This window comes from Flavobacterium sp. KS-LB2, from assembly GCF_036895565.1.
Lineage (GTDB): Bacteria > Bacteroidota > Bacteroidia > Flavobacteriales > Flavobacteriaceae > Flavobacterium.
The window spans coordinates 1,110,250-1,137,138 of record NZ_CP145904.1; the positions used below are offsets into that span (position 1 = coordinate 1,110,250).

General features: G+C 33.5%; 19 protein-coding genes. 12 read left to right on the forward strand and 7 right to left on the reverse strand.

The features are described from left to right. Positions 1-5: 5 nt before the first annotated feature. Positions 6-2,801: an excinuclease ABC subunit UvrA gene (gene uvrA, locus V5J73_RS04765; RefSeq protein ID WP_338647969.1), complete on the reverse strand. Its 2,796-nt coding sequence runs from the start codon at positions 2,799-2,801 to the stop codon at positions 6-8. A gap of 188 nt (positions 2,802-2,989) precedes the next feature. On the opposite strand from uvrA, the gene V5J73_RS04770 reads away from it, so the two are divergent. The 9 genes from V5J73_RS04770 (at position 2,990) to V5J73_RS04810 (ending at position 18,180) form a co-directional block, all read left to right on the forward strand. Next, the gene (locus V5J73_RS04770) at positions 2,990-5,791 is read left to right on the forward strand and encodes a helix-turn-helix and ligand-binding sensor domain-containing protein (protein WP_338647971.1); all 2,802 of its coding nucleotides are present in this window, start codon (positions 2,990-2,992) and stop codon (positions 5,789-5,791) included. A 236-nt stretch (positions 5,792-6,027) separates the two neighbouring features. Further along, positions 6,028-9,087 (forward strand): SusC/RagA family TonB-linked outer membrane protein, encoded by a 3,060-nt coding sequence (locus V5J73_RS04775; protein WP_338647972.1) that lies wholly within the window; start codon positions 6,028-6,030, stop codon positions 9,085-9,087. 11 nt (positions 9,088-9,098) lie between these two features. Then, positions 9,099-10,577, forward strand: a complete 1,479-nt coding sequence (locus tag V5J73_RS04780) for a RagB/SusD family nutrient uptake outer membrane protein (RefSeq protein ID WP_338647974.1) — start codon at positions 9,099-9,101, stop codon at positions 10,575-10,577. Between the two features lie 19 nt (positions 10,578-10,596). Next, positions 10,597-12,192, forward strand: a complete 1,596-nt coding sequence (locus V5J73_RS04785; RefSeq protein ID WP_338647975.1) for a hypothetical protein — start codon at positions 10,597-10,599, stop codon at positions 12,190-12,192. 89 nt (positions 12,193-12,281) lie between these two features. Then, entirely contained in the window at positions 12,282-13,925 is a 1,644-nt protein-coding gene (locus V5J73_RS04790; RefSeq protein WP_338647976.1) for a family 16 glycosylhydrolase, read from the forward strand. A gap of 74 nt (positions 13,926-13,999) precedes the next feature. Next, positions 14,000-16,294: a beta-glucosidase BglX gene (gene bglX / locus V5J73_RS04795; RefSeq protein ID WP_338647977.1), complete on the forward strand. Its 2,295-nt coding sequence runs from the start codon at positions 14,000-14,002 to the stop codon at positions 16,292-16,294. Positions 16,295-16,302: 8 nt separating this feature from the next. Continuing rightward, entirely contained in the window at positions 16,303-17,058 is a 756-nt protein-coding gene (locus V5J73_RS04800) for a glycoside hydrolase family 16 protein (protein ID WP_338647978.1), read from the forward strand. 340 nt (positions 17,059-17,398) lie between these two features. Continuing rightward, positions 17,399-17,983, forward strand: coding sequence for an RNA polymerase sigma factor (locus tag V5J73_RS04805; RefSeq protein WP_338647979.1), 585 nt, complete (start codon positions 17,399-17,401; stop codon positions 17,981-17,983). A 53-nt stretch (positions 17,984-18,036) separates the two neighbouring features. Beyond that, positions 18,037-18,180, forward strand: coding sequence for a hypothetical protein (locus V5J73_RS04810; protein ID WP_338647980.1), 144 nt, complete (start codon positions 18,037-18,039; stop codon positions 18,178-18,180). Between the two features lie 54 nt (positions 18,181-18,234). Here V5J73_RS04810 and V5J73_RS04815 read toward each other — a convergent pair whose 3' ends face one another. Further along, a complete protein-coding gene (locus V5J73_RS04815; protein ID WP_338647981.1) occupies positions 18,235-18,891 on the reverse strand; it encodes an endonuclease III domain-containing protein in 657 nt (218 codons plus the stop codon). Between the two features lie 236 nt (positions 18,892-19,127). Here V5J73_RS04815 and bcp point away from each other — a divergent pair, with 236 nt between their 5' ends. After that, the gene (bcp, locus tag V5J73_RS04820) at positions 19,128-19,580 is read left to right on the forward strand and encodes a thioredoxin-dependent thiol peroxidase (RefSeq protein WP_338647982.1); all 453 of its coding nucleotides are present in this window, start codon (positions 19,128-19,130) and stop codon (positions 19,578-19,580) included. Positions 19,581-19,764: 184 nt separating this feature from the next. On the opposite strand, the gene V5J73_RS04825 is transcribed toward bcp, so the two are convergent. Continuing rightward, entirely contained in the window at positions 19,765-21,225 is a 1,461-nt protein-coding gene (locus V5J73_RS04825; RefSeq protein WP_338647983.1) for a TonB-dependent receptor, read from the reverse strand. Positions 21,226-21,319: 94 nt separating this feature from the next. On the opposite strand from V5J73_RS04825, the gene V5J73_RS04830 reads away from it, so the two are divergent. Both V5J73_RS04830 and V5J73_RS04835 read left to right on the forward strand, forming a co-directional pair. Further along, positions 21,320-22,084, forward strand: coding sequence for an MBL fold metallo-hydrolase (locus tag V5J73_RS04830; protein ID WP_338647985.1), 765 nt, complete (start codon positions 21,320-21,322; stop codon positions 22,082-22,084). A gap of 11 nt (positions 22,085-22,095) precedes the next feature. Further along, positions 22,096-22,596, forward strand: a complete 501-nt coding sequence (locus V5J73_RS04835) for a hypothetical protein (RefSeq protein ID WP_338647987.1) — start codon at positions 22,096-22,098, stop codon at positions 22,594-22,596. 55 nt (positions 22,597-22,651) lie between these two features. Here V5J73_RS04835 and V5J73_RS04840 read toward each other — a convergent pair whose 3' ends face one another. The 4 genes from V5J73_RS04840 to V5J73_RS04855 are packed head-to-tail and all read right to left on the reverse strand — an operon-like array spanning position 22,652 to position 26,884. Next, positions 22,652-23,299 (reverse strand): alpha/beta hydrolase, encoded by a 648-nt coding sequence (locus tag V5J73_RS04840; RefSeq protein WP_338647988.1) that lies wholly within the window; start codon positions 23,297-23,299, stop codon positions 22,652-22,654. Between the two features lie 4 nt (positions 23,300-23,303). Next, positions 23,304-23,630 (reverse strand): hypothetical protein, encoded by a 327-nt coding sequence (locus tag V5J73_RS04845; protein ID WP_338647989.1) that lies wholly within the window; start codon positions 23,628-23,630, stop codon positions 23,304-23,306. A gap of 40 nt (positions 23,631-23,670) precedes the next feature. Continuing rightward, positions 23,671-24,924, reverse strand: a complete 1,254-nt coding sequence (locus tag V5J73_RS04850; RefSeq protein WP_338647991.1) for a dihydroorotase — start codon at positions 24,922-24,924, stop codon at positions 23,671-23,673. Between the two features lie 31 nt (positions 24,925-24,955). Beyond that, complete coding sequence (locus V5J73_RS04855; protein WP_338647993.1) at positions 24,956-26,884, reverse strand: BatA domain-containing protein; 1,929 nt, start codon at positions 26,882-26,884, stop codon at positions 24,956-24,958. Positions 26,885-26,889: the final 5 nt, after the last annotated feature.

Genomic DNA, 26,889 nt, shown 5'->3' on the forward strand with positions numbered 1-26,889 from the left:
CATTTTTATAGTTTATCTTTTAAATATTTTCCAGTAACGGAATCTTTAATTTTCACAATTTCTTCTGGCGTTCCAACTGCTAATAATTTACCGCCATTTTCCCCTCCTTCTGGACCCAAGTCAATAATCCAATCCGCACATTTGATAAGGTCAAGATTGTGCTCAATCACTAATATAGAATGGCCTTTGTCTATCAAGGCATCAAATGAAGCTAATAATTTCTTGATATCATGAAAATGCAAACCGGTTGTAGGTTCATCAAAAACAAACAGTGCTTTGTCTTTTGTTGCTCCTTTTACTAAGAATGAAGCTAGTTTTATACGTTGTGCTTCTCCTCCAGATAGTGTAGATGAGGATTGTCCTAATTGAACATAACCCAATCCAACATCTTGTAAAGGTTGTAGTTTTTGGGTGATTTTAGCTTGTTTATGAGTGATAAAGAAAGCAATTGCATCATCTATAGTCATCGTTAGAATATCGTGAATATTCTTTTCTTCAAAAGCGACTTCCAGTACTTCTTTCTTAAATCGTTTTCCATTGCAGGTCTCACAAGGCAATTGAACATCAGCCATGAAAACCATTTCTACGTTAATGGAACCTTCTCCTTTGCAAGTTTCACATCTTCCGCCGTCAACATTAAAAGAGAAATGTTTGGCTTGATAGCCTCTTATTTTTGATAGTTTTTCCTTAGCAAACAATTCCCGAATGTCATCATACGCTTTGATATACGTGACAGGATTAGAACGAGAACTTCTTCCTATTGGGTTTTGGTCAACATATTCAATATGTTTTATTTGGGAAAAAGAACCAGATATTTCACTGAATTGGCCTGCTTTTTCACCCACGTTTTCTAGCTTTTTTTGCATAGCTGGAAAAAGTATTTTTTTAACAAGAGTACTTTTTCCACTTCCTGAAACTCCTGTAATCACCGTTAACACGTCCAGAGGAAAAGTCACATCTATATTTTGAAGATTGTTTTCTCGAGCTCCTTTTATTTCGATGAAATTCTTAAATAATCTACGCTTTTTAGGTACGGTAATTTCTAAATCTCCGTTCAAATATTGAGCAGTAAGTGAAGTTGATTTCAAGATTTCGTCATACGTTCCTTGCGCGACTAAATTACCTCCAAACGTACCTGCTTCGGGACCAATATCAATAATCATATCAGCGGCTTTCATGATATCTTCATCGTGTTCTACTACAATAACAGTATTCCCTAAATCTCGTAAGGAAAGCAATACTTTTATCAAGCGTTCTGTATCTTTTGGGTGTAAACCAATGCTGGGTTCATCTAGAATATACATAGAGCCAACCAAGCTACTTCCTAATGAGGTAGCTAAATTAATGCGTTGTGATTCTCCTCCAGAAAGTGTCGCTGAATTTCTGTTTAATGTAAGGTAATCCAGTCCTACTTCGGTTAAAAAGGACAAACGGTTGTTGATTTCTACTAATAATCGTTTAGCAATTTGTTTTTCATAAACATCTAAGTCAATGTTTTTGAAAAAAGTAACTAAATGTTTTATAGGTAAATCAACTAAATCAGAAACTGTTTTTGAATTAATTTTGACATAAGAGGCCTCAATTCTTAAGCGTTTTCCTTTGCAGGAATGACATTTAGTTTTACCTCTGTAACGAGAAAGCATCACTCTGTTCTGGATTTTATAATTCTTTTCTTCTAGTTCTTTGAAGAAATCATTCAAACCTTGAAAATAACTGTTTCCAGTCCAAATTAATTCTTTTTGATCTTCTGATAATTGGTAATACGGTTTGTGAATGGGGAAATCAAATTTGTAGGCGTTGTTTACTAATTCATCTCTAAACCAACTCATACTTTCACCACGCCACGGGAAAATAGCATTTTCAAAAATAGATAAAGTGGTATTGGGTACAACTAATTCAGCATCAATCCCGATAATATTTCCATATCCTTCACAAACGGGACAGGCTCCGTACGGATTATTAAAACTGAATAAATGCACATTAGGTTCCAAAAATGTAATCCCGTCCAATTCGAAATTATTGGAATACGAATATTTTTTGTCGGAGTTTAATTCTTGTAAATGACAGATTCCTTTTCCTTCAAAGAAAGCCGTTTGTACCGCGTCAGCCAATCGATTGTAGAATTCTTCCTCGCCAGAAGTTTCTGGATTGATAACAATTCGGTCTATGATTAAAAAGATGTTTTTTTTAGCTAATGAATCTGGTAAATCATCGAGACGAACCATTTCATTATTCACTAATATTCGGGCAAAACCTTGCTGTAAAAGTACTTTAAGTTTGTCTTCTAATTTTCGACCTTCCTCTAAATGAATAGGGGCAAGAAGAAGCCATTTGCTGCCTAGATCAAACTTTTTCACATCATTAACTACATCTGTTACCGTATTTTTTTTGACCTCACGATCCGAAATTGGAGAATAAGTGCGTCCAATTCTGGCAAATAGTAATTTTATATAATCGTAGATTTCCGTTGATGTTCCTACGGTGGAACGCGCATTTGTTGTATTTACTTTTTGTTCAATTGCAATTGCAGGAGCAATTCCTTTTATGTATTCTACTTTAGGTTTGTCTAATCGTCCAAGAAATTGTCTGGCATAGGATGATAAACTTTCTACATATCGGCGCTGCCCTTCAGCATATAAAGTATCAAAAGCTAAACTGGATTTTCCAGAACCCGAAAGTCCCGTAATAACCACTAATTTATTTCGGGGAATGGCGACATCTACATTTTTTAGGTTGTGTACTTGTGCGCCTTTTATAATGATATTTTTCTTTGGATCTAATTTAGAAAGGTCAACTTGCATAAAAATGATAATTTTTACAAAAGTAATCAATTTTCAACTGACTAAAAGTATTGAACAAGTCACAAATAATCATTAAAAGTGCCGTTTAAAAGGGAATTTTGTTCTTGTATAGTTTTTATGCTTTCTATCCAATAAATAAATACTAATTTTAGATTTATTTTTGAATAAAAACTAATACCATCATACCATTGAAAACAAAACTATATATTTTTCTTTCTTTTATATCCTTTTGTGCTTTTTCTCAAGAGTTACCCCCAATTGTAAAATACGCTTCGACCACTTATGGTGCAGGAAACCAAAACTGGATGATCTCTCAAGACCAAAACCATTATGTTTTCTTTGCTAATAATGAAGGATTATTAGAATTTAATGGTTCAAATTGGGAGTTATATCCATCCCCAAATGAAACTATTGTTCGTTCTGTAAAAGTGATTGGCAATAAAATTTTTACGGGTTGTTATATGGAGTTTGGTTTCTGGACGCGGCAGGCGAATGGTAAATTAAAATACACATCGCTTAGTAAAACGATAAAAAATAAAATTCTTGATGACGAGCAATTTTGGAATATATTAAATTACGAACAATGGGTCATTTTTCAATCGTTGAGCCGAATTTATATTTATGACACCAAAACGGGAAGTTTTAAGATAATTGCTCCCAAAAACGACATAACCAAATCGTTTCGCACTAAAAATGCTATCTATTTTCAGAGTATAAAAGAAGGACTTTTTGAAATTGAAAGTGGAAAAGGGCGTTTAGTTTCTAATAATCCAATTTTACAAAACAATAGAATTGTTAATATTTTCGCTGTTGAAGAAGGACTTTTAATTCAAACACAGCTGAATGGGTTTTATAAGCTTATAGGGAGCACTTTGACTAAGTTTACTACTGAAGTTGATTCGGAATTAGCCAACAGCAGCGTTTATAGTAGTCAATTGCTTTCGGACGGGAGTTTTGCTTTGGGTACCGTTTCTAATGGTATTTTTATCTTAAATAATAACGGGAAAATTAAATACCATATCACTCAAAACAAGGGATTAAGCAATAATACTGCGCTATCCTTGTATGAAGATGCAGATAAAAATCTTTGGGTGGGTCTAGACAATGGAATCAATTGCATAAACCTTCAGTCACCTATACAAAATTTTGTTGATGATACCGGAATCTTAGGAACTGTTTATACTTCAAAGCTTTATAAAGACAATTTATATGTGGGTACCAATCAAGGTTTGTTTTATAAAAATTACCTTAGTAATGATGAATTCAAATTTGTAAGTGGAACTAAAGGGCAGGTTTGGTCTTTGTTTGAATATGATGGAACGCTTTTTTGTGGCCATGATTCGGGAACATTTGTAATTGAAAATACTTTTGCAAAAAACATCTTTTCAGCATCGGGAACTTGGAAATTTGAAACAGTTCCTAATCAAAAAGGGCTTTTGCTTCAAGGTAATTATTATGGAATATCAGTTTTGGAAAAAACAAATAATCAATGGGGTTTTAGAAATAAAATCGCTGGATTTGATTATTCCTCAAAATATTTTGCAATCACCAATAATCTGAATATCTATGTGAGTCATGAATATAAAGGTGTTTATAGACTTGAAATAGATAGTAAACTGCTGAAAACAAAACCTTTTATAACTTATAAATTGCCTATTAAAGGGAAAAATGCTAGTTTGACTAAGTTCAATAATACTATTTATTACGCAAACAAAGAGGGGATTTTTAAATTGAATGAGAAAACAAAACAATTTAGCAAAGATAATTTATTGAGTTCTGTTTTTGAAAAGGATGAATATACTTCGGGAAAATTGATTGTAGATAATTCCAATAAAATATGGTTGTTTTCAAAAAATTATATTCATTATTTTTCATTAAGTAAATTGAGTAATCAACTGAAACAAAATGTGATTCCGATTCCATCGTCATTAACAAACTCAATGCTAGGGTATGAAAATATTACTCAAATTTCTAATTCGAATTATTTAATAGGAACTACTGATGGGTATTATATTTTGAATCTTAATGAGTTGAGTTTTAAGAATCATAATGTTTCTATATCCTCAATTACAACAAATAAGCTGAATGATATTGTTGAAAATCGCTCTATTAAACAAGAAGGTAGTTTTAAATATGATGAAAATAATATAACCATCAATTATACGGTTCCTGAATTTAACAAATATATTAATGCTGAATTTCAATATTTATTAGAGGGATTTCAGGAGGATTGGAGCGAATGGAGTGCAAAATCAACAATCAGTTTTAAAAATTTACCACCTGGTAATTATACTTTTAAGGTGAGGGCTAAATTTGCAAATTCTACGCTGGAAGATACTGCTGTATATTCTTTTATTGTTGAGAAGCCCTGGTATTTAACTAATTTTGCTCTCTTTTTCTATATGATTTTTGTAATTGTAATGGCTCGATTTATTCACAGGGCATATAAGAGTTACTATCAAAAACAAAAAGAAAAATTAATAGAAGAAAATAATCTTTTATTAGAAATTAAAGAGCTTGAAAATGAGCAGGAATTAATGCGCATTAGAAACGAACAGCTTTCTCAAGATGTAGATATCAAAAGCAGAGAATTAGCAGTTTCTACAATGAGTTTAAATAGTAAAAATGAATTATTGGCTTTTATCAAAGACGATTTAAAGAAAACTCCAGATGATGGCAATAGAAGTATAAAATCAGTCATCTCGACGATTAATAAAAATATTACTGAGGGCGATAGTTGGAGCGTCTTCAAAGAAGCTTTTGATAATGCTGATAAAGATTTTTTGAAAAAAATGAAATTGGCCCATCCTTCCTTAACTCCAAATGATTTGAGATTGTGTGCCTACTTGAGATTAAATCTTTCCTCAAAAGAAGTGGCGCCATTACTAAATATTTCTGTACGCAGTGTTGAAATAAAAAGATATCGTTTGCGTAAGAAAATGGAATTATCGCATGAGCAAGGACTAGTAGAATACATTTTAGCTGTATAGTTACTTCTAAAATTTTCAAATAAAACTATACATTACCACAACAATACCGTTATTGTTGTGGTTTTTTGTTTTTAAAGAAAACAAAGGGTTCTTAATTTCTTCTTAATTTCCAGTAGTTTTTCAGATATTACGAATTAAATAAGTGATTTTTTGCATTGTATGTTTTTTGTAGAGGTTCTTTTTGATTTATTATTAGTAGTTCCGATTAATTTTATAATTCACAAAAAATATAAATTATGAAGTCAAACTATCTACTAATCCTTTTTCTATTTCTATCCTCTTTTGGTTTTGCCCAAGGGTATGATGTAGGAGGAGTTGTTAAAGAAACCGGTTCTGGTCTACCAATACCAGGAGTAAATATTCAAGTTAAAAATTCATCAGTTGGGACATCGACAGATATGGATGGTCGTTTTTCTCTAAAAGGGGTTTCATCGGGTGCAACACTTGTTTTTTCATATTTAGGATTTAAAAATTTAGAATATAAAGTAGTATCTAATAATAGTGCTCTTTCTATTTCATTGCAAGAAGATTCTAAAGTATTGGATGAGGTTGTAGTGATTGGATATGGAAGTCAGAAAAAAAGAGAAGTTACAGGAGCAGTTTCTGTGGTTGACAGCAAAACTCTAGAGGCTTTAAAGCCAGTCAAAATTGAACAAGCACTACAAGGAACAGTTTCTGGTGTGAATGTTACCACTACTTCAGGTGCTCCCGGAGCTGCTTTGGATATCCGTATCAGAGGTATTGCTACCAATGGGGAGAATAGACCTACGACTATCATCGATGGATATATAGGGGAACTTGGTTTATTGAATCCGAATGACGTAGAATCTATTACGGTTTTGAAAGATGCTCAGGCTGCTATATATGGAACTATTGGTGCTAATGGAATTATTCTTATTACTACGAAATCGGGTAAAAAGAATTCTAAAGGCAAGCTTAGTTACAATACTTATACTGGTTTTCAGGAAACGTCACGTACATTGCCTATGTTGAACGCCACTGAATATGCATTATTATTGAACGAAAGTTATGCTAACGGTGGTAATGCAGTTCCTTTTCCTAATGTTTCTGGTTTAGGTAAGGGTACAAACTGGCAAAATGAAGTTTTCAGTACTAGTGTTCCAATCATCAATCACGATCTCTCTTTTTCTGGTGGATCTGACAAAATTACCTATGCTGTAAGTGGTTCTCATCTAGATCAGCAAGGAATTATTGGTGAAAATAAATCTGGGTTTTTAAGAAATACAGCAAGAGTATCTGTAGGCGCAGATGTTACCGATAAATTAAAACTGAAAACAAATGTAATCTATACATATTTTAATAGAAAGTCATTAAACGAAAGTGGTTTAGGCTCTGTTTTGTTCAATGCTTTGAATACCCCATCAACATTAACGCCTTATGATGTAAATGGAGACTTTACAAAAGTACCTACTAATACTGGGTTAGGAATTGAAATTATAAATCCATTAGCTCAGATTGCAAACACCTACAATGACTATAACTTCAAAAAGGTAAATGGTAATTTTGGATTGGATTATAAGGTTTTCAAGGATTTTACGATTTCGAGTTCAATTGGTTTTAATACTTCTAACAGTGAATCTAAATCGTTTGCCAAACAAATTCTGTATTGGATAAATCCTTCGGATAAAGTGTTTGATGTTTTGAGAAGTTCCGTTTCTCAGAGCGCTATTAATGATAATGATTATTCATTCGATTTATTTGGAACTTATACTAAGAAAATTGGAGAAAACCATAACGTAGTTGCTACAGTGGGAAATACTATTTACAAACAATTTGGAAACGGATTATTTGCAACTGGTTTTGATGTGCCTTATAACTCTTGGGAATTTGCTGACATATCATTGACTAAAGGGATTTCTGAAACCGTTCCTAATGGTTCTTATAACTATGACGAACGTAGGCTTTCTTATTTTGCAAGAGCGCAATATGATTACAAAGGGAAATATCTTTTTTCTGCAATGATACGACGCGATGCTTCGACAAAATTTGGACCTGGAAATAAAGTGGGTTATTTTCCATCGTTTACAGCCGGTTGGGTAATTTCAGATGAAGGATTTTTTGGAGAAGATAAATGGATTAATTTCATGAAATTGAGAGGAAGTTATGGTACTTTAGGAAATGACCAAATTCCAAATAATGGTTATGTTTCCCAATTGAGTGGAGAGGCAACGTATGTTTTTGATGATGTTTTAGTGAATGGTTTAGCTACAGGACAAATTCCAAATCCAAATTTGAAATGGGAAGAAGCTAGGAAATTTGATGTTGGTTTAGACGTTAAATTAGCCCAAAATAAAATTTCTATTGTAGCAGATTATTTTATTGACACACGTGCTGACTTGCTAATTCCATTTATTCCAGTTTCAGGAATTAATGGTACTGCAGCTCCAGGAGCAGGTTCACCTACAATAAATGCGGGAACAGTTAGGAATTCTGGTTTAGAGTTTGCGATAGATTACAAAAATAAATTCTCGGATAATTTTTCGATGAGCGTAGGATACAATGTTACTTTCCTTAAAAATGAAGTACTAGAGGTAAATAACGGAATAGGATATATAGAAGGAGGTTCTTTTGGCGTAGGCCAACAAGCACCATCAAGAATGGAAGTTGGGCAGCCAATAGGTTATTTCTATGGCTATAAAACGGATGGGATTTTTCAAAATCAAGCAGAAGTTGAAGCACATCCTTCACAATTGTCTTTAGGTGCTGATGCTAGTCCTGGTGACCTTCGATTTGTAGATGTGAATGGAGATGGAATTCTTAACGCTAGTGACAGGACTAATATTGGTGATCCAATTCCTGAAGCTACAATGGGATTCAACTTACAAATGAATTATAAAAACTTTGATTTTGCTGTCTATACTTTTGCTTCTGTAGGAAATGATATGGTAAGAAATTACGAAAGAAATCTTACTGATGTCAATCGTCTAAATTACGTTTTAGACAGGTGGACTGGTGAAGGAAGTACTAATACAACACCAAGAGTGACTACAAGTGCTACAGGAAATTCTACTTTCTCTAGTTATTTTGTTGAAGATGCTTCCTATTTAAGAATTCAGAACATGCAATTGGGATATTCTATAGATTCTAAATTTTCTGAAAAAGCTGGAATCACAAAATTAAGATTGTACGCGGGTGTAAATAACTTGTACACGTTTACAAAATACAAAGGTTTTGATCCAGGTGCTTCTAATGGAGCTCCAATTGGCGGAGGAATTGACTATGGTTTTTATCCAATTCCAAGAACCTATTTGTTAGGTTTAAACATTAATTTTTAATTCATATTAAAATGAAAAAGTATCTATTTATTACCCTCATAACGATAACAATTTTTTCAACTCTAACTATTTCTTGTAGTGATGATTTTGTTGATCGACCGATAGAATATTCTATTGACTCTGAAAATTATTTTAATTCAAAGTCAGATTACGATAATGCTTTAATTGCAGCATATGATTTATTGCAAACTACATATCTAAATGCATTATTAGGCGAAATAGCATCAGATAATACTTTAGCTGGAGGAGAAAGCCAATCGGATACTCCAGGTTTTCAGCAAATAGATGATATGATTCATACGCCTGTGAATAGCAATTTAAAAAACTTATGGGACTGGATGTTCGCGGGAGTTCAAAGAGCAAATTATATTTTGGAATTCAAAGACAAAACAGATTTTGAAGGAAAAAACCAAATTATAGGTGAAGCTCGTTTTCTTAGAGCCTATTATCATTTTGAATTAGTAAAATGGTTTGGTGGAATCCCATTAAAAGGAGATGCAAGATTTAGTTCTGGAGACGAGAAAATAATCCCGCGTTCATCTGTTTCAGAAGTGTATGCTTCTATTGAAGCCGATTTAATTTTTGCTTCTGAAAATTTATCTGCAACAGCAGCACAAAAAGGAAGAGCAACTAAAGGAGCTGCTTTGGCATTATTAGGAAAAGCCTATTTATTTCAAAATAAATACGCGCAAGCAGCAACAACCTTTGAAAGTTTAATTTCAACTTCACCATATTCATTGGTAGCAGACTACAATACTATTTTTGAAAATGCTGGAGAAAATGGTTCAGAATCAGTTTTTGAAGTACAATACACAGATGTGGAAGGAGCAGGATTTGGATGTCTCCAATGTAGCGAAGGAAATGTAGCTGTGGGTTTTAGTGGACCAAGAAATTATTCTGGTGATTTATTCACGTCAGGCTTCAGTTTTAATGTTCCTACTCTTAAAGTGGTTAATGCTTTTGAAGCTGGCGATAGAAGGGAAGCAGTGGCAATATTAGATATCGAAGCTTGGGCTACTGCAACAGGTGCCACTTTTGGAAAAGGATATGAGCATACTGGTTTTTTCAATAGAAAATACATTCCAAGGAAAAGGAGTGCGACAGCGCAAGGAGATTTGAATCTTACGAATCCTAATAATTACAGAGCGATACGCTATGCAGACGTTCTTTTGATGGCTGCAGAGGCTTTCAATCGTGGAGGAATAGATGATGTTAAAGCAAGAGGATATTTGAACCAAGTTAGAAGACGTGCTTTTGGCGATTTGAATCATGACATCTCAGCTTCTGGAGCGGCTTTGACTGACTTTATTTTAGCAGAAAGAAGAGTGGAATTAGTTGGTGAAGGACACCGTTTCTTCGATTTAGTACGAACTGGTAAAGCAGCTCAGGAAATTACTGGATTTACAGCTAACAAAAATGAATTGTTTCCAATTCCTATAGAGGAGATTCAATTCGCAAATGGAAATTGGGCACAAAATCCTGGATATTAAAAACTAATATTACTTATATATGAAAAAGTTAAAATTAATACTAAGTGTTTTTTCTGTTATTCTCTTTTTAGGATGTACAGAAGAAAATAGTGTAGTAGATTTAGATGGAGTAAATGCTCCTTCAAATATCTCTGCTCTGACGACTATTACACAAGATAATTCAGGGAATGTTACTTTTTTGCCAAGAGGTGAAGGAGTTACTCAATTCGAAATTTATTTTGGTGATGCAACTACAACACCTGTCTATGTTAATCCAGGTGGAACAATTACGCACAAATATACTGAGGGTAAATTTCAGGCTAAAATTGTTGGTGTAACTATTAACGGAAAAAAAACAGAAGCAATTCAAGAAGTAACAGTTTCTTTTTTAGCACCAACAAATTTTGAACCTACAATTACTATTGGGAGCAATCTTTCGATTAATGTAACTGCCAAAGCAGAATTAGAGACTTTCTTTCAAGTGTATTTTGGAGATGTGGCAAATGAAGTTCCAGTAGATTTCATGCAAGACGAGGTGATTACCCACACGTATTTAAATCCTGGAACGTATCAAGTAAAAGTTGTTGCTTTAAGTGGAGGTGTTGCCACTACTGAAAAAATACAAAGTGTAACGGTAACTAATTTATTTGCGGCACCTATTCCAACTATTCCTGCTGCAAATGTAATTTCAATGTTTAGCGACAGTTATACAAATGTTGCTGTTGATACTTGGAGAACTTCTTGGTCACAGGCAAATTTAGAAGATATTGAAATTAGCGGTAATAAAACGAAAAAATACAGTTCATTAGGTTTTGTAGGTATTGAAGCTACTACAACGCCGATCAATGCTGCTGCAATGACATTCTTCCATGCTGATATTTGGTCATCTGATTTTACAGAGTTTAAAGTTAAATTAGTTGATTTTGGAGCTAATGGTGTTTTTGGTGGAGGTGATGATAAAGAACATGAAATTACAATCTCTAATCCAGCTAAGGAAAAATGGGTGAGTTTAGATATTCCTTTGAGTGACTTCACTGGATTGACTACTCGTTCACATATTGCGCAATTAATTTTTGTAGGCGCACCATTTGGAAGTACAACTGTATATGTTGATAATGTTTTTTTCTATAATCAAGCTGCTTCAATTACAGCTGCTCCTACGCCAACTGTAGCAGCATCTAAAGTGATTTCTATGTTTAGTGATGGGTACACTAATGTACCAGTTAATACTTGGAGAACTTCTTGGTCAAGTGCAACATTAACGGATTTAACAATCAATGGAAATGCTACTAAAAAATACAGTGCACTTGATTTTGTTGGTATAGAAGCGACTACAACTCCTATAAATGCAACCGCTATGACACATTTTCATACTGATGTTTGGTCTGCAGATTTTACAGTTTTCAAAGTTAAATTAGTCGATTTTGGAGCTAATGGAACTTTTGGTGGTGGTGATGACAAAGAGCATGAAATTACAGTTACGGCACCTGCAAAAGGGACTTGGGTTAGTTTAGATATTCCTTTAAGTGATTTCACAGGATTAACTACGCGTGCGCATATCGCTCAGTTAATCTATGTTGGAGCGCCATCTGGAAACAACACTGTTTATATCGACAATGTTTATTTTCATAATTAAGAAGTTTCATACATTCAATTCATATTAAATTTAAAATGAGTTAGTATAAAACGATTGTTTGATAGGAATTTTAAAAAAAATAGTAAAAAATGAAAAAAATAATTATAAATATAGTATCTGTTTTTGTCCTTCTTTTGATGGTCAATTGTCAGGAAGATAATTTAGCCTTTGGAGTATTAGATACACCAACAAATCTTCAGGTTACAGCAGAAATAATAGGAAAGTCTACTGCTTTTCCTAATGGAGATGGGTCCGGAAAAGTAAAATTCACGAGTACGGCAGATAATGCTATTTCGTATAAATACATTTTTAGTGATGGAACCTCAAAGAACTCACCAAGTGGTATATTCGAAAATACTTTTGCAACACCAGGAGTAAATACATACACGGTGACAGTAATTGCTACTGGATCAGGAGGAGTTGCTACTAATGTTACTTTAGAAGTAACTGTTTTTAGTGATTTTAAAGATGAGCAAGCGGTACAATTCTTAACAGGTGGATCTTCAAGAAAATGGTATTGGGCACAAAGTGAGCCAGGGCATTTAGGGGTAGGTCCTAATGTGGCTTGGTCAGATCCAACTTTTGGTACACAGAATTACTATCCTTCATTCTATGGTGCTGTAGCAAATGAAAAATCAGCTACTTGTTTGTACAATAGCGTAATGACTTTCTCTTTAGATGGTAGCCAAATGAAATTTGTTCTGGATAATAAAGGCCAAACTTTTTATAATGGTGCTTTTAAAGGCGGAGGCGATGATGCTTGTTATGATTTAAACACTACCGGTGCCAAAACGGTAACGCTAAGTAAATCGGAATCCTTTGTAACTAAGAATCCTGATGCTGCTACGCAAACTAGAGGAACAACAATTAATATTGCAGATGGTGGTTTTATGGGGTATTTTGTAGGAACTAGTTCATATGAGATTTTATCAATAACAGACAATCGTATGGTCGTAAGAGTGATTCAATCAGGAAATCCATTTTTGGCTTGGTATCATATTTTTACAACAACTGCACCTGGATCAATCGTAACGCCAACTCCTGTAGCTGATTATACTGTTTTAAAATTCTCTGATGAGTTCAATACTGATGGTGCTCCAGATCCTACAAAATGGGGATATGACCTTGGCGCTGGCGGTTGGGGGAATGCTGAATCTCAGTCCTATACAAGCGCTGCTGATAACGTGATTGTTGCTGGTGGAAATTTGAAAATCACTGCAAAAAAAGTAGGTTCTAGCTATACTTCAGCACGATTAAAATCCGAAAATAAATTTGAATTCACTTACGGTAAAGTTGAGGTTAGAGCTAAGTTGACTACGGGCGCAGGAACTTGGCCAGCAATATGGATGTTAGGAGAAAATTATGCTACTAATACTTGGCCTGCATGTGGTGAGATTGATATTATGGAATACAAAGGAAGTCAGCCTACAACAATATATGGTACTTTGCATTATCCTGGAAATTCAGGTGGAAATGCTAATGGAAGTTCTACAACAATTGCTAATGCTGCGTCTGAATTTCATGTTTATAAAACCATCTGGAGTCCAGCCTCAGTAAAAATTTATGTTGACGATGTGCTGTATCATACGGTTGCAAATACAAGCTCATTGCCATTTAATAAAGATTTTTTCTTAATTTTAAATGTTGCGATGGGAGGCACTTTTGGCGGAGCTATTGATCCTGCTTTTAGTCAATCATCTATGGAAATTGATTATGTAAGAGTCTATCAATAAACATATTTGAAATAGTATTAATAGTAAAAGGTAGGTTTTATACCTGCCTTTTGCTTTAACAAAAACACACACAAATGAAGCAATCATTTTTAGTAATATTGGGCAGCTTATTTATTTTAGTTGCTTGTAGTAAAAAAATCACGCAACCTTCAACTTCTGTCTCTAAAAACAATTTGTTCGATAAAAAGGTTGATTCTGTATTGCAATTGATGACTTTGGAAGAAAAAGTAGGGCAACTCAATCAGTATAATGGTTTTTGGGACATAACAGGTCCAACTCCAAAAGAAGGTCAGGCAGCCAAAAAATACGAAGATCTGAAAAAAGGGTTAGTAGGTTCGATGCTAAATGTAAGAGGTGTTAAAGATGTAAAAGCATTACAAAAAATAGCAGTGGAACAAACTCGACTAGGAATTCCTTTGCTGTTTGGTTTTGATGTTATTCATGGGTATAAAACTATTAGCCCAATTCCACTGGCCGAAGCAGCAAGTTGGGATTTGGAAGCCATTAAAAAGTCGGCTGCAATAGCTGCAGAAGAAGCAGCTGCAGTAGGGCTGAATTGGACTTTTGCACCTATGGTTGATGTTGCTAGAGATGCCCGTTGGGGTCGTGTTATGGAAGGTGCTGGAGAGGATCCTTTCTTAGGAAGTAAAATTGCTGTAGCACGTGTACAAGGTTTTCAAGGACAAGATTTATCTGCTACGAATACTATTTTGGCTTGTGCCAAACATTTTGCAGGATATGCTTTTGCAGAATCAGGAAGGGATTACAATACCGTTGATATTAGCGAAACCGTATTGCAAAACACTATTTTTCCACCATTTAAAGCAGCAGTTGATGCAGGTGTTCGAACATTTATGAATTCGTTCAATGAACTGAATGGTATTCCTGCAACAGGAAATACCTATTTACAAAGAGAAGTTTTAAAACGAGATTGGAAATTTGATGGTTTTGTAGTTTCTGACTGGGGCTCTATCAATGAAATGATTCCGCATGGTTATGCTAAAGACAGTAAACAGGCCGCAGAAATAGCTATCAATGCTGGTTCAGATATGGATATGGAATCTAGTGCTTATGTGGAGCATTTGGTGGTATTAGTTAAAGAAGGCAAAGTAAAAGAAAGTGTAATCGATGATGCAGCAAGACGTATTTTAAAAGTAAAGTTTGAACTTGGTTTGTTTGATAATCCTTATAAATATTGTGATGAGAATCGAGAACTAGCCACTGTTGGAAAATTAGAATTTCAAGAAGGAGTTTTGGATGTAGCCAAAAAATCAATCGTGCTTTTGAAAAATGATAATGAAATATTGCCTTTAAAAAAATCAGGGCAAAAAATTGCATTAATCGGTGCTTTGGCAAATGATAAAACAAGTCCTTTGGGAAGTTGGAGAATAGCTGCTGATGATAATACGGCAGTTTCTGTATTAGAAGGTTTGCAAAAGTTTACTGGAAATAAGCTTACCTATGCCAAAGGAGCTGATGTGGCAGAAGGAAGAACCCAATTTATTTGGGAGACCAAAATTAATACAACTGATAAAAGTGGATTTTCAGAAGCCATTGCTGTTGCAAAAGAAGCTGATGTTGTAGTTATGGTCTTGGGAGAACACGGTTTACAATCAGGTGAGGGAAGAAGCAGAGCTGATATAGGTTTGCCAGGCGTACAACAAGAATTATTAGAAGCAATTTTCAAAGTTAATCCGAACGTTGTTTTGGTTTTAAATAATGGCCGTCCATTAGCTATTCCTTGGGCTGATGAAAACATTCCAGCCATTGTTGAAGGCTGGCATTTAGGAACACAAAGTGGGAACGCCATTGCTCAGGTTTTATATGGTGATTATAATCCAAGTGGAAAATTACCAATGACTTTTCCTAGAAATGTAGGTCAGGTTCCTATTTATTATAATTATAAAAACACTGGAAGACCAGTAATGAATGAGCCAGAAAGTGTATTTTGGTCACATTATATTGATGAAAAAAATACACCTTTATACCCTTTTGGACATGGACTAAGTTATTCTAAATTTGAGTATTCCGATTTGCAATTATCATCCAATAAATTTGCTAAAAATGGTAAAATTGAAGTTTCTGTAAGCGTAAAAAACACGGGGAAAGTTGTTGGCAAAGAAGTGGTTCAATTGTATATTAGAGACTTGATAGGGAGTATTACGCGTCCGGTAAAAGAGTTGAAAGGATTCGAAATGATTGAATTGCAACCCAACGAAACTAAAAAAGTAGTATTTACAATCGATGAAAAAACAATTGAGTATTTCACGGCCAACAGGAAATGGGAAGCAGAAGCTGGAGACTTTAAAGTATTCATCGGAGGAAGCTCAGTAACAAAGTTGGAAGGAGATTTTCAATATTCTAATTAAAAATTAAAATGAAAAAAATACTAATACTAGTGCTCGTAGTCAACTTTTCTTTTGCGCAACAAAACAAACGAAAATTAGTTTGGGAAGAAAATTTTGACGGTAAGACATTAAACGAAAAGAGTTGGAATTTCGAGCTAGGTGATGGTTGTCCTAATTGTGGATGGGGAAATAATGAAAGACAATTGTATACCAAGGAAAACCATAAGCTTGTTGAAAGTCAATTAGTCATCACGGCCAAAAAAGAAGGGGATAGATACACCTCTACACGTATTACCACCAAAAGTAAAAAAGAATTTTTATACGGTCGTTTTGAAGCAAGAGCAAAGCTGCCAGTTGGCCAGGGAGTTTGGCCAGCTTGGTGGATGTTAGGTTCAAACATTAGCGAAGTTGGTTGGCCAAAATCTGGTGAAATAGATATTTTGGAGTATGTAGGAAAAGAACCTAACATGGTTTTTACGTCTTTACACACGCAGGATAGCCACGGTAACACCATAAATACCAAGAAAACAAGATTTAATGATATTGAAGTAGGTTTCCATATTTACGCTGTGGAATGGACCAAAGACAAAATTGATTTTTTTGTTGATAATACTTTAGTGTATACGTTTCAACCTGAAAATAAAACAGAATCTATTTGGCCGTTTAACCAGCCTTTTTACTTTATTGTTAATATGGCAATAGGTGGGAATTTTGGAGGGCCTGAAGTGGATGATTCTATTCTTCCTCAGGATTTTATAGTAGATTATATTAGAGTCTATCAATAATTTAAGATAGTAACTATAATGATTTAACTTAAAACAATATTTTGTAATTATTTGACAGTCAGGATTTAGTTTGTTTTTTCGATAATATAATTCTTTTTTTTCAAAACGCTTACAATTGCAATTCATTTGCAGGCTATTTCTATAATAATGTGAAAAAAGAAGAAAAATTTTAACAAATTTAAGTCTTGTTCTGTTAATTTTTATTAATTTTACTTGCATGTTAAAACAATAATTAGTTAAATTTGAAATCTTAACAAACCTAAATAAACATTAGCCTATAATAGAAAACTACTTTTTAGAGACATCTCTTATTTTATTTTTAAAACTAAAAAGTATTATTATGGTTAATATACAACTCCCTGACGCGTCATTAGTAAAGGATTATGTCGCAGGTAACGAGGATGCCTTAGCTAAATTAATAAAAAGGCACGAATCAAAAATTTATGGTTTTATTTATTCGAAAATTCCGGATAAAGATATTACCAACGATATTTTTCAAGATACTTTTATCAAAGTTATTAAGACTTTGAAATCAAACTCCTACAATGAAGAAGGTAAATTTTTACCTTGGGTTATGCGTATATCTCATAATTTGGTTGTGGATCATTACAGGAAAACAAAAAAAATGCCCATGTTTAGAGAAACCGAAGAGTTCTCTATTTTTTCTATAATGTCAGATGATTGCCAGACAATAGAGAATAAAATAATTTCTGAACAAGTCGAAATGGACTTAAAAAAACTAATTGAAGGACTTCCTGCTGATCAAAAAGAGGTACTCGTGATGCGAATGTATCAAGATATGAGTTTTAAAGAAATTTCAGAAACTACTGGAGTAAGCATTAATACTGCTTTGGGTAGAATGCGTTATGCTCTAATGAATTTGAGAAAAGTGATAGATAAACATCAAATTGTTTTGACCAATTAACAATATGTTTGAACATGCTGCGTTGTAATATAAAGATAAAAAGATATTACTCTATGGCAAAAACTTACTCTAAAAAAGCATCAGTTTCAAAAAACAGGAAACCAAGTAAAGAAACAATTTCTTTCTTATTAAGCTATTCCAAAGCGTTGAGCATAATAAAAATAGACAATAATAGTTTCGAAATCATATCAAATTAAAACGACTTCAATCCAATTATTTGGTTTTATGTAGTAGGTTTAATTTCTTATTAACTAGGATTTGTTTTTGTAATATGAATCAAGAATCGCTTTTCTTCCTATCGTTTTAGTAATTATATCCTTGTCTAAATCCCAGCCACGAGCCGGAGAATATTCTCTTCCGTACCATATAATTTGAAGGTGTAAGTCGTTCCAAATTTCTTCAGGAAAAATACGTTTTGCATCTTTCTCTGTTTGGACTACGTTTTTACCATTTGTCAAATTCCATCGGTACATCAATCTATGAATGTGCGTGTCAACTGGGAAAGCAGGCACCCCAAAAGCTTGCGACATCACAACACTCGCAGTTTTATGACCTACAGCAGGTAATTCCTCTAAAAATTCAAAACTTTGAGGCACTTTTCCACCGTGTTTGTCAATTAAAATATGTGATAAACCATGAATTCCTTTTGACTTCATTGGCGATAAGCCGCAGGGACGAATGATCTCTTTAATCTCTTCAACAGACATTTTTATCATATCGTACGGATTATCAGCTTTTGCGAAAAGTAAAGGCGTAATTTGATTCACGCGAACATCCGTGCATTGTGCCGAAAGTAAAACAGCAATCAATAGCGTATAGGGGTCTTTATGATCCAAAGGAATTGGAATCGTTGGGTATAACTCTTTTAACGTATTTATAACAAACGTTACACGTTCTTGTTTATTCATTTTTGTACTTTTATAATTGTAAAAATAGTACAAATTTTACCAGGGGCCTAATCCAGCTGTACATTACAAGTCCTCCTTTAAAAAACTTTTTTTCTACGTTTACAAAGGAGCTTCCTTCCGGTCGCTCTTTCTAACCAAGAAAAAATAGTTTTCTGCAGTCCGGGCTTTTCATTTCCATCTGGGGCATAGAATTGCAATAAAACAGTAAAATATCCTAAAAAAAATAATAAATACCTATGACAACATTAAAAAAAGGAGACAAAGCGCCTAATTTTTCGGGTCTAGATCAAGACGGAAATTCACATCAATTAGCAGATTATTCGGGTAAAAAATTAGTGGTTTTCTTTTATCCAAAAGCGAATACACCCGGATGTACCGCAGAAGCATGTGACTTGAGAGACAATTTTGAGCGATTCCAAGCTAATAATTATGAACTATTAGGAGTAAGTGCAGATGCTCAAAAAGCACAAGCCAAATTCAAAGAAAAATACGATTTTCCTTTCCCATTACTTGCGGATGAAGATAAATCTGTAATTCAGGCTTTTGGCGTTTGGGGGCCAAAAAAATTTATGGGAAAGGAATACGACGGTATTCATAGAACTACTTTTGTTATAGACGAAAACGGAATCATCGAGGACGTGATTTCTGATGTAAAAACCAAAGCGCATGCTGCTCAAATATTGGAGTAAATAGCATTTCTTTCGCTTTTGTAATTCTGAAAAAATGGATGCAATTTTGAAAAAAAATATAATAACTGTAAAAAATCCAGAATTGAGCTATATAAAGCTTAAATTCTGGACTTTTTTTATATTTTAAAACGAAATTTCAGTGCTATTTTTGATAGGTATCAAGTTTTTAAATAACAAATGAAAATTAATTAATTTCCTTCAATAGTTTATTTGGATCATACCCAAAAAGGCGGTGTTCTTTGATTATTTCGGCAATACCAGTAGGAAGCATAGTTTCCCAACCTGGTTTTCCATTGTTAATCATGTTTAAAACTTCACGTGAGAAAACTTCTAAAATAGATGGATCATAATCATCAATGTCTACTACTTTTCCGTTGAATTTAAAGAATTTATATAATTCTTTCATTCTAGGATGTACTTTTAAGTTATCAGAATTGATTATTTCTCCATCTTCTCCAATCATTGGATACAAGAAAACTTTCATGTCGCGATAGAATAATTTTCCAAAAGCTTCCAAAATCCCACCACTTAAATGGCGGTAATATTTCTCATCAAATATATCTACTAAATTATTTACACCCATCGCTAATCCCATTCTGGCTTTCGTGTAATTAGAAAAATATTCTACCACTTTATAGTATTCTTGGAAGTTTGAAATCATTACTGTTTGTCCAAGTGAACAAAGTAATTCAGCTCGATCCATAAAATCTCTTTCATCTATCTCTCCATCGGATCGAAGATTAGACAAGGTGATTTCGAATACAACCAAGGTATTTTCCTTTTCTACTTTGTTTTCGTTCAAGAACATTTTCAAAGATTTCTCATACATATCCATGTTTACTTTTGTAACTGGACGAAAACTTCCTCTAAAAGCAAGGATGTTTTTCTTGTATAATATGGCAGCAGGAAGAATGTTTTTTCCATCTGGATTAAACATTACCGCATCAGTCATTCCGTTTTTTACTAATTGCAAACTCATCAAACGATTGTCAACATCAGCAAAACGAGGTCCTGAGAAATTTATAGTGTCTATTTCTAATTGATCTTTGTCTAAGTGATCGTATAAATAGCGCAACAATCGTTTCGGATCATTGTATTTATAATAAGCACCATAAATTAAGTTTACACCAAGAATACCAAGTGTTTCTTGTTGTAGTCGTACATCAGTTTCTTTAAATCGAATGTGGATAATAATCTCATTATAATCCTCATCTGGTTCAATTTGGTAACTAATTCCAACCCATCCATGCCCTTTGAATTGTTTTGCAAAATCAATAGTGGCAACCGTATTGGCATAACTGAAAAACATTTTGTTGGGATGTTTCTCTCTACTCAATCTTTTTTCTATCAGATTTACTTCATGAGAAAGCATTTTTTTGAGTCGGCTTTCCGTTACATAACGGCCATCTTCTTCAATGCCGTATACTGCATCACTAAAATCTTTGTCATAGGCTGACATCGCTTTTGCAATGGTACCAGAGGAACCACCAGATCTAAAAAAATGTCTTACAGTTTCCTGTCCAGCCCCAATTTCAGCAAAAGTTCCATAAATGTTTTCGTTCAAGTTGATACGAAGCGCTTTATCTTTAATCGAAGGGATTTGTTCGATGACTTTGTCACCTTTTAATTTTATTTCTGTATCCATTTTCTTTTAATATGGCTAATATGTTGCAAAGTTAATGAAATAGGTTTCTAATGAAAGATAATTAACCCTATTTTTGTAAATAAAAACAATAAAATTGAAGGTATATTTTTTAGGAACTGGTACATCACAAGGGATTCCTGTCATAGGGAGTAATCACCCAGTATGTAAAAGCACTGATTTTAAAGACAAAAGGCTACGAGTATCCGTTTGGATTTCTTGGGGAAATCATTCTTTTATTATTGACTGCGGACCCGATTTTAGGCAGCAAATGCTTTCCTCAAATTGTCAAAAAGTAGATGGGATCTTGTTTACTCACGAACACGCTGATCATACTGCTGGAATAGACGATATTCGGCCATTTAATTTTAAACAGGGCGAAATTCCTATTTATGCACATCAAAGGGTTATCGATAATTTAAGAAGGCGATTTGAATACGTTTTTGAAACGGTTAATAAATACCCAGGTGCTCCATCTGTTACAACTATTGAAGTTGTTAATAACCAACCTTTTTTACTCGGAAATAAAACGGTAATTCCTATTGATGTACTACATGGAAATCTTCAGGTTTTTGGGTATAGAATCGATGATTTTGCCTATTTGACGGATGTAAAAACTATTCAAAAAAGTGAAATTGAAAAATTAAAAAATTTGAAGGTCTTGGTAATAAATGCGTTACGAGAAGAGCCTCACGATACGCATTTCAATTTGAAAGAAGCGTTAGATTTTATAACTTTGGTGCAACCAAAAAAAACATATCTAACACATATTAGTCATATTATGGGATATCATGAAGAGGTTCAAAAAAGCCTTCCTGAGAATGTATTCCTAGCGTATGATAATTTAGAAATCACACTATAATTCAATTTACAATGAAACAATCACTTTTCCTTTATCTTACTATTTTAGCAGTTCTTTCTTCAATTTTTACTTATATGTTTTTGAGTAAACAAGTTGAATTTGAACAAACAAGGTATGAGAAAACTACAAAAAAATTAAGAGATAGTCTAAATTTAGTGTCAAATCAGTTGGCTGATGCTAATTATTTTTCTTTGGCAAAAAACGAAAATGCTCAAAATTATTTTGATTCAGGTAGTTCTGAAAAAATAATTCAATATGAAAAATTAATTCCTGTTGTTACGGAAAAATTATTGGATTATAATGCTAACCCAAAAGGCAATCCTTTCACCGGTCAAGATCAAATAGGAACAAACAAATTTATTATCAATAAAGTTAGAATACTGAATCACAGATGGATTATTGCCGACTTTAGCGATGGTGAAATTTGGGGCGAAGTTTTATTGAAGTATTTTGTAAATACTGATGACAGTATTTCGTTTGAGGTAAACCAATCCTTGTTGTATCAGAAATAAATAAGTCACAGTTTTTAGAAATTGTGGTCTAAAAACTGCGAATATTAGCTGATAACTATTTTTCCTGAAGCCAATTTTTAAAATCATAAAAGTTCTGTGGAGTAACTCCATGGCCAATTGGATATTCTTTGTAGGTCGTATTTATTCCTAACTTCTCGACAATTACAGGAGTTTTTCTTGCCCATTCTACTGGGATAACTTGATCTGCAGTTCCGTGTGAAGCAAATATTTTTAGGTTATTAAAACTATTTTTTAGATAATCGTCAGCTACAATTTCTAAATTCAAATAACCACTCATCGCAACTATTTTTTGCACTTTTTTTGGATATGAAAGTGCAACTGCGTAACTCAAAATGGCACCTTGGCTAAAGCCAATCAGAGTAACTTTTTGAGCATCTATCGGATAGTTATCAATTAATTGATCGATAAATCCAGCAATTAAATCTCTTGAAACTTTAGCTTGTTCGTGGTCTGAGAATTTATTTTGATCTGCATCAAAGTTTATCGCATACCAAGCGTAACTTCCGTATTGTAAGTCGTAAGGAGCACGTGCTGAGATGATATAATATTCCTCAGGAAGCTCTGTTGCAAATGAAAATAAATCGTCTTCATTGCTGCCGTATCCATGTAATAAAAGTAAAAGAGGGTTCTTGTCTAACTTTATTTTGGGTTCACGTATTTTATATTCTAAAGATAAATTCATCGGATTATGATATGTTTGAAAGCCATTTTTGAAAATAAATTCCCAATAAAGGAACTGGTTTTGTTTCGCCTTTTATGGCGCTTGTAATGCCGTAGGACCATAAAACAAAAACGAAAATCCACATGGGAGCCGAAATCATTAAGCTGTCAAAATTGCTAATGATTAATCCCAATGATATAAAAGTTAAGGTGAGGCCCAGTCCTTGGCGAATGTGAAAAGAAGCAAATGGATTTTTATCTTCGGAATTCATAGACATCGCTATAAACACGCCAATTCCTAAAATATAGCTAGTAATGGCAGCAGTTTTTCCTGTTTCGGTTGTATTATTCATTTTAATTGGTGCTCACCCCTAGGTTGGTGAGATCTTTTATTTATGCTAAAATTAATTTTCCTTGATTTACAATTCCGATAACTTTTCCTTTGATTTCTGTTCCCAGAAAAGCGGAGTTTTTTGATTTGGATAAAATAGATGATTTTGTAAAAATGCTTTTAGGTTCAGGATTAAATAAAGTGATATTTGCTTTAGAACCCTCATTAATTGATTCTATTTCGATACCAAAAGTTGTTTTTCCAGAGGTCAATTTATCTATTACGGTTTCTAATGGTAATACGGTCATCAAAGCACTAAAAGCACTTTCTAGCCCAATGGTTCCATTTTTGGCACCGTCAAATTCCATTTTTTTATGTTCAATATCTATCGGATTATGGTCTGATGTAATCATGTCAATGGTTCCGTCTTTTATGCCTTTCAACAATGCTTTTCTGTCAATTTCAGTTCTAAGTGGTGGCGAAACTTTATAACGAGTGTCAAAACTTTCTAGTTTTTCATCTGTTAAAACCAAATGATGGACAGCAACACTGCATGTAACCTGTAGGCCATTTGCTTTAGCTTCTTTGATTAACTGAACGGATTTTTTAGTTGAAATAGTTGGGATGTGTAGTTTTCCTCCAGTATATTCTAACAAAAATAAATTTCTTGCGATTTGCAATTCTTCGGAAAGATTAGGAATTCCTTTTAATCCTAATCGCGTAGAAACAATGCCTTCATTAGCAACTCCATTTCCTTTTATATTTTCGTCTTGGGAAAAAGCCAGAATTAATCCGTCAAAATCCTGAACGTATTGCAAAGCGATTTTTAGCAAATTAGCATTATCCAAACTTTTATTATAATCGCCAAAAGCTACTGCTCCCGCTTTTTTCATGTCATACAATTCAGCCATATCTTTTCCTGCACTTTCTTTGCTCAATGCACCAATAGGATATAATTGAGTTGCAAATCCTAATGCTTTGTTTAAGACAAAATTTACTTGGGATTGATTGTCAATAATAGGGAAGGAGTTGGGTTGTAATGCGATTGCCGTAAAACCACTTTTTGCAGCTGTAGTAAGTCCGTTTGCTATCGTTTCTCTATCTTCAAATCCCGGTTCTCCCATAGAAACGCTGCTGTCAAACCAGCCTTGCGAAACATGTAAATTATCAAGTTTTATCTCGTCTGCTTTATCTGGATTTGGAAGTGATGTTCCAATTTTTTTTATAAAACCATCAACAATTAAAATATCTGCAATCTTATTGTGAAAAGGACTTTTCGAATCGATAATTTTGGCGCTTCTGATGATTAAGTTCATATTGATTTTTTAAGTATTGGATGGGAGTTATTTACTTTACGAATCGTATAATTGCCATTTCGGTTATCATAAATAACAATGCAAAGATAACAAACCATTTCCAAATTTGATTATCCGTTCTGTCAGTTTGTAAAGTATCAAATAGTGATGAGATTGATTCGATTGTTTTATAGTCAGAAAGGATATTTTCATTGGCTGAAGCCAAATCACTTTCGGTTCTGTTGTAATTAAAACTGATGTTTTCTATCCATTCCTTTTTATTGTAAATACTAAAATTTCCTGCTTGTTCGGGATAATCATTGAAAGTCATTTTGACTTTATTATTCAGAATTTGTTGGATAGGAATAAATTGTTCGTCCAAGCCTTTTACCGTTAAAATAGCGTCTTTGTTTAAAGATACTGCTGCTAAATGAGGGTTGTTGTTTCCAATTATTAAAGCATTTACACCGTTATTTTGATTGACCATCGCCATCTTGTAAAAGGTAGGTACAATTAATGGAGATTGTTGGAAATTTGAATTTTCGATGTTGATAGGAGCTGCAAAAACTGAAACCGTTGAGATCGAATTTGCTATCGAAGTCAAGAAATCACTTTGATCTTCATAAGATAAAGCAGCAGGGCTTGAACTTGATAATACAAACGAACTTTTTGTTTTTGGATACTGAAAATTAGTCACTTTGTTTTCAAAAACACTATTGAATATAGGATGATTGAAGTTAATTTTAGTAATCAGTTTTTCTCTGTTTTCTAAAGAATTGAATGTAAGTTTTCCAAAATTTGATACAAAAGAATTCATATTTGGAATTGAACTTATTGCCGAAGGAATCACAATTAAATTACCGTCTTTTTCTACAAAAGATTTTAAAGTGGTTGCCAAAGCTTGCGGGATTTCATCCAATTCATTTAAAACAATCGCATCTTGTTCCTCCAATTTATTGTAATCCAATGCACTTAAAGTATAATTGCTAAAATTGAATTCTTCACTGGTGTAAATTCGGGAAAGGAAATTACTTTTCGATGGTTCTCCAATGCTGATTATGTTCGTTTTCTTAGCTTTTGAAATACTAAAATATAATGTGTTGTCGTAAGTCAATCCATTATCAACTATAGAGAAATAGCCATGAAAAGCTTGTTTTGGAATCGTAAAATTGAGGTTTTTTTTCTTTGTGTCTAATGTTACTATCGTCTTTGCAATGAGCTTGTTTTCATTGTATAACGAAATAGGAATCGGTTTGAAATCATCTCCATAACCAGATATTTTCACGCTAATTTCATAAAAATTTTCTAATGTTTTATTGATAAAGACGCTGTCAATAGAAACATTGTTTTTTTGTTCTGCTTTTGGGATTATAAATAAAGGCGAATCAGTTGCATCAGTATTTTTCAGTTGTTTTTCATCAAGACCAACAGCGTCGGTAATGATAACGATATCCTTTTTAAAAGCCGATTTATGTGCTTTTATTTTTGCCATTATATTATCTAATTGGAACGGAGTAGCGCTGTATTTTAAGTTTTGCAAAGCTCCACGAACTGATTTTATATCGGTGTTCCAATAGTTTTCAGAATTGGTAAGCAAAGAAAAATTTACATTTTCAGGAGTTTCTTCAAGCAGTTCCTGAACAGCTCTTTTTAGCAATTCTCCTTTTTTGCCTTTGGCTTGCATACTAAAAGAATTGTCTAGAATAACATACAATTCATTGCTGGCATTTTTACTGTCTTTCGACTCAAAAAAAGGTTGTGCAAATGCTATAATAATAAAAGTTAGTAGCAATAAACGGGAGGCTAGAAGCAACCATTTCTTGATTTTAGAGCTTTTTCGGGTTTGTATAGAAAGTGCTTTTAAGAAACGAACATTGGTGAAATATTCTTTTTTGAAACGGCGTAATTGAAATAAATGAACCAAAATTGGAACAATCAATAAGAACAGAAAGTATAAAATTTCGGGATGTTTAAAATGCATTCTGA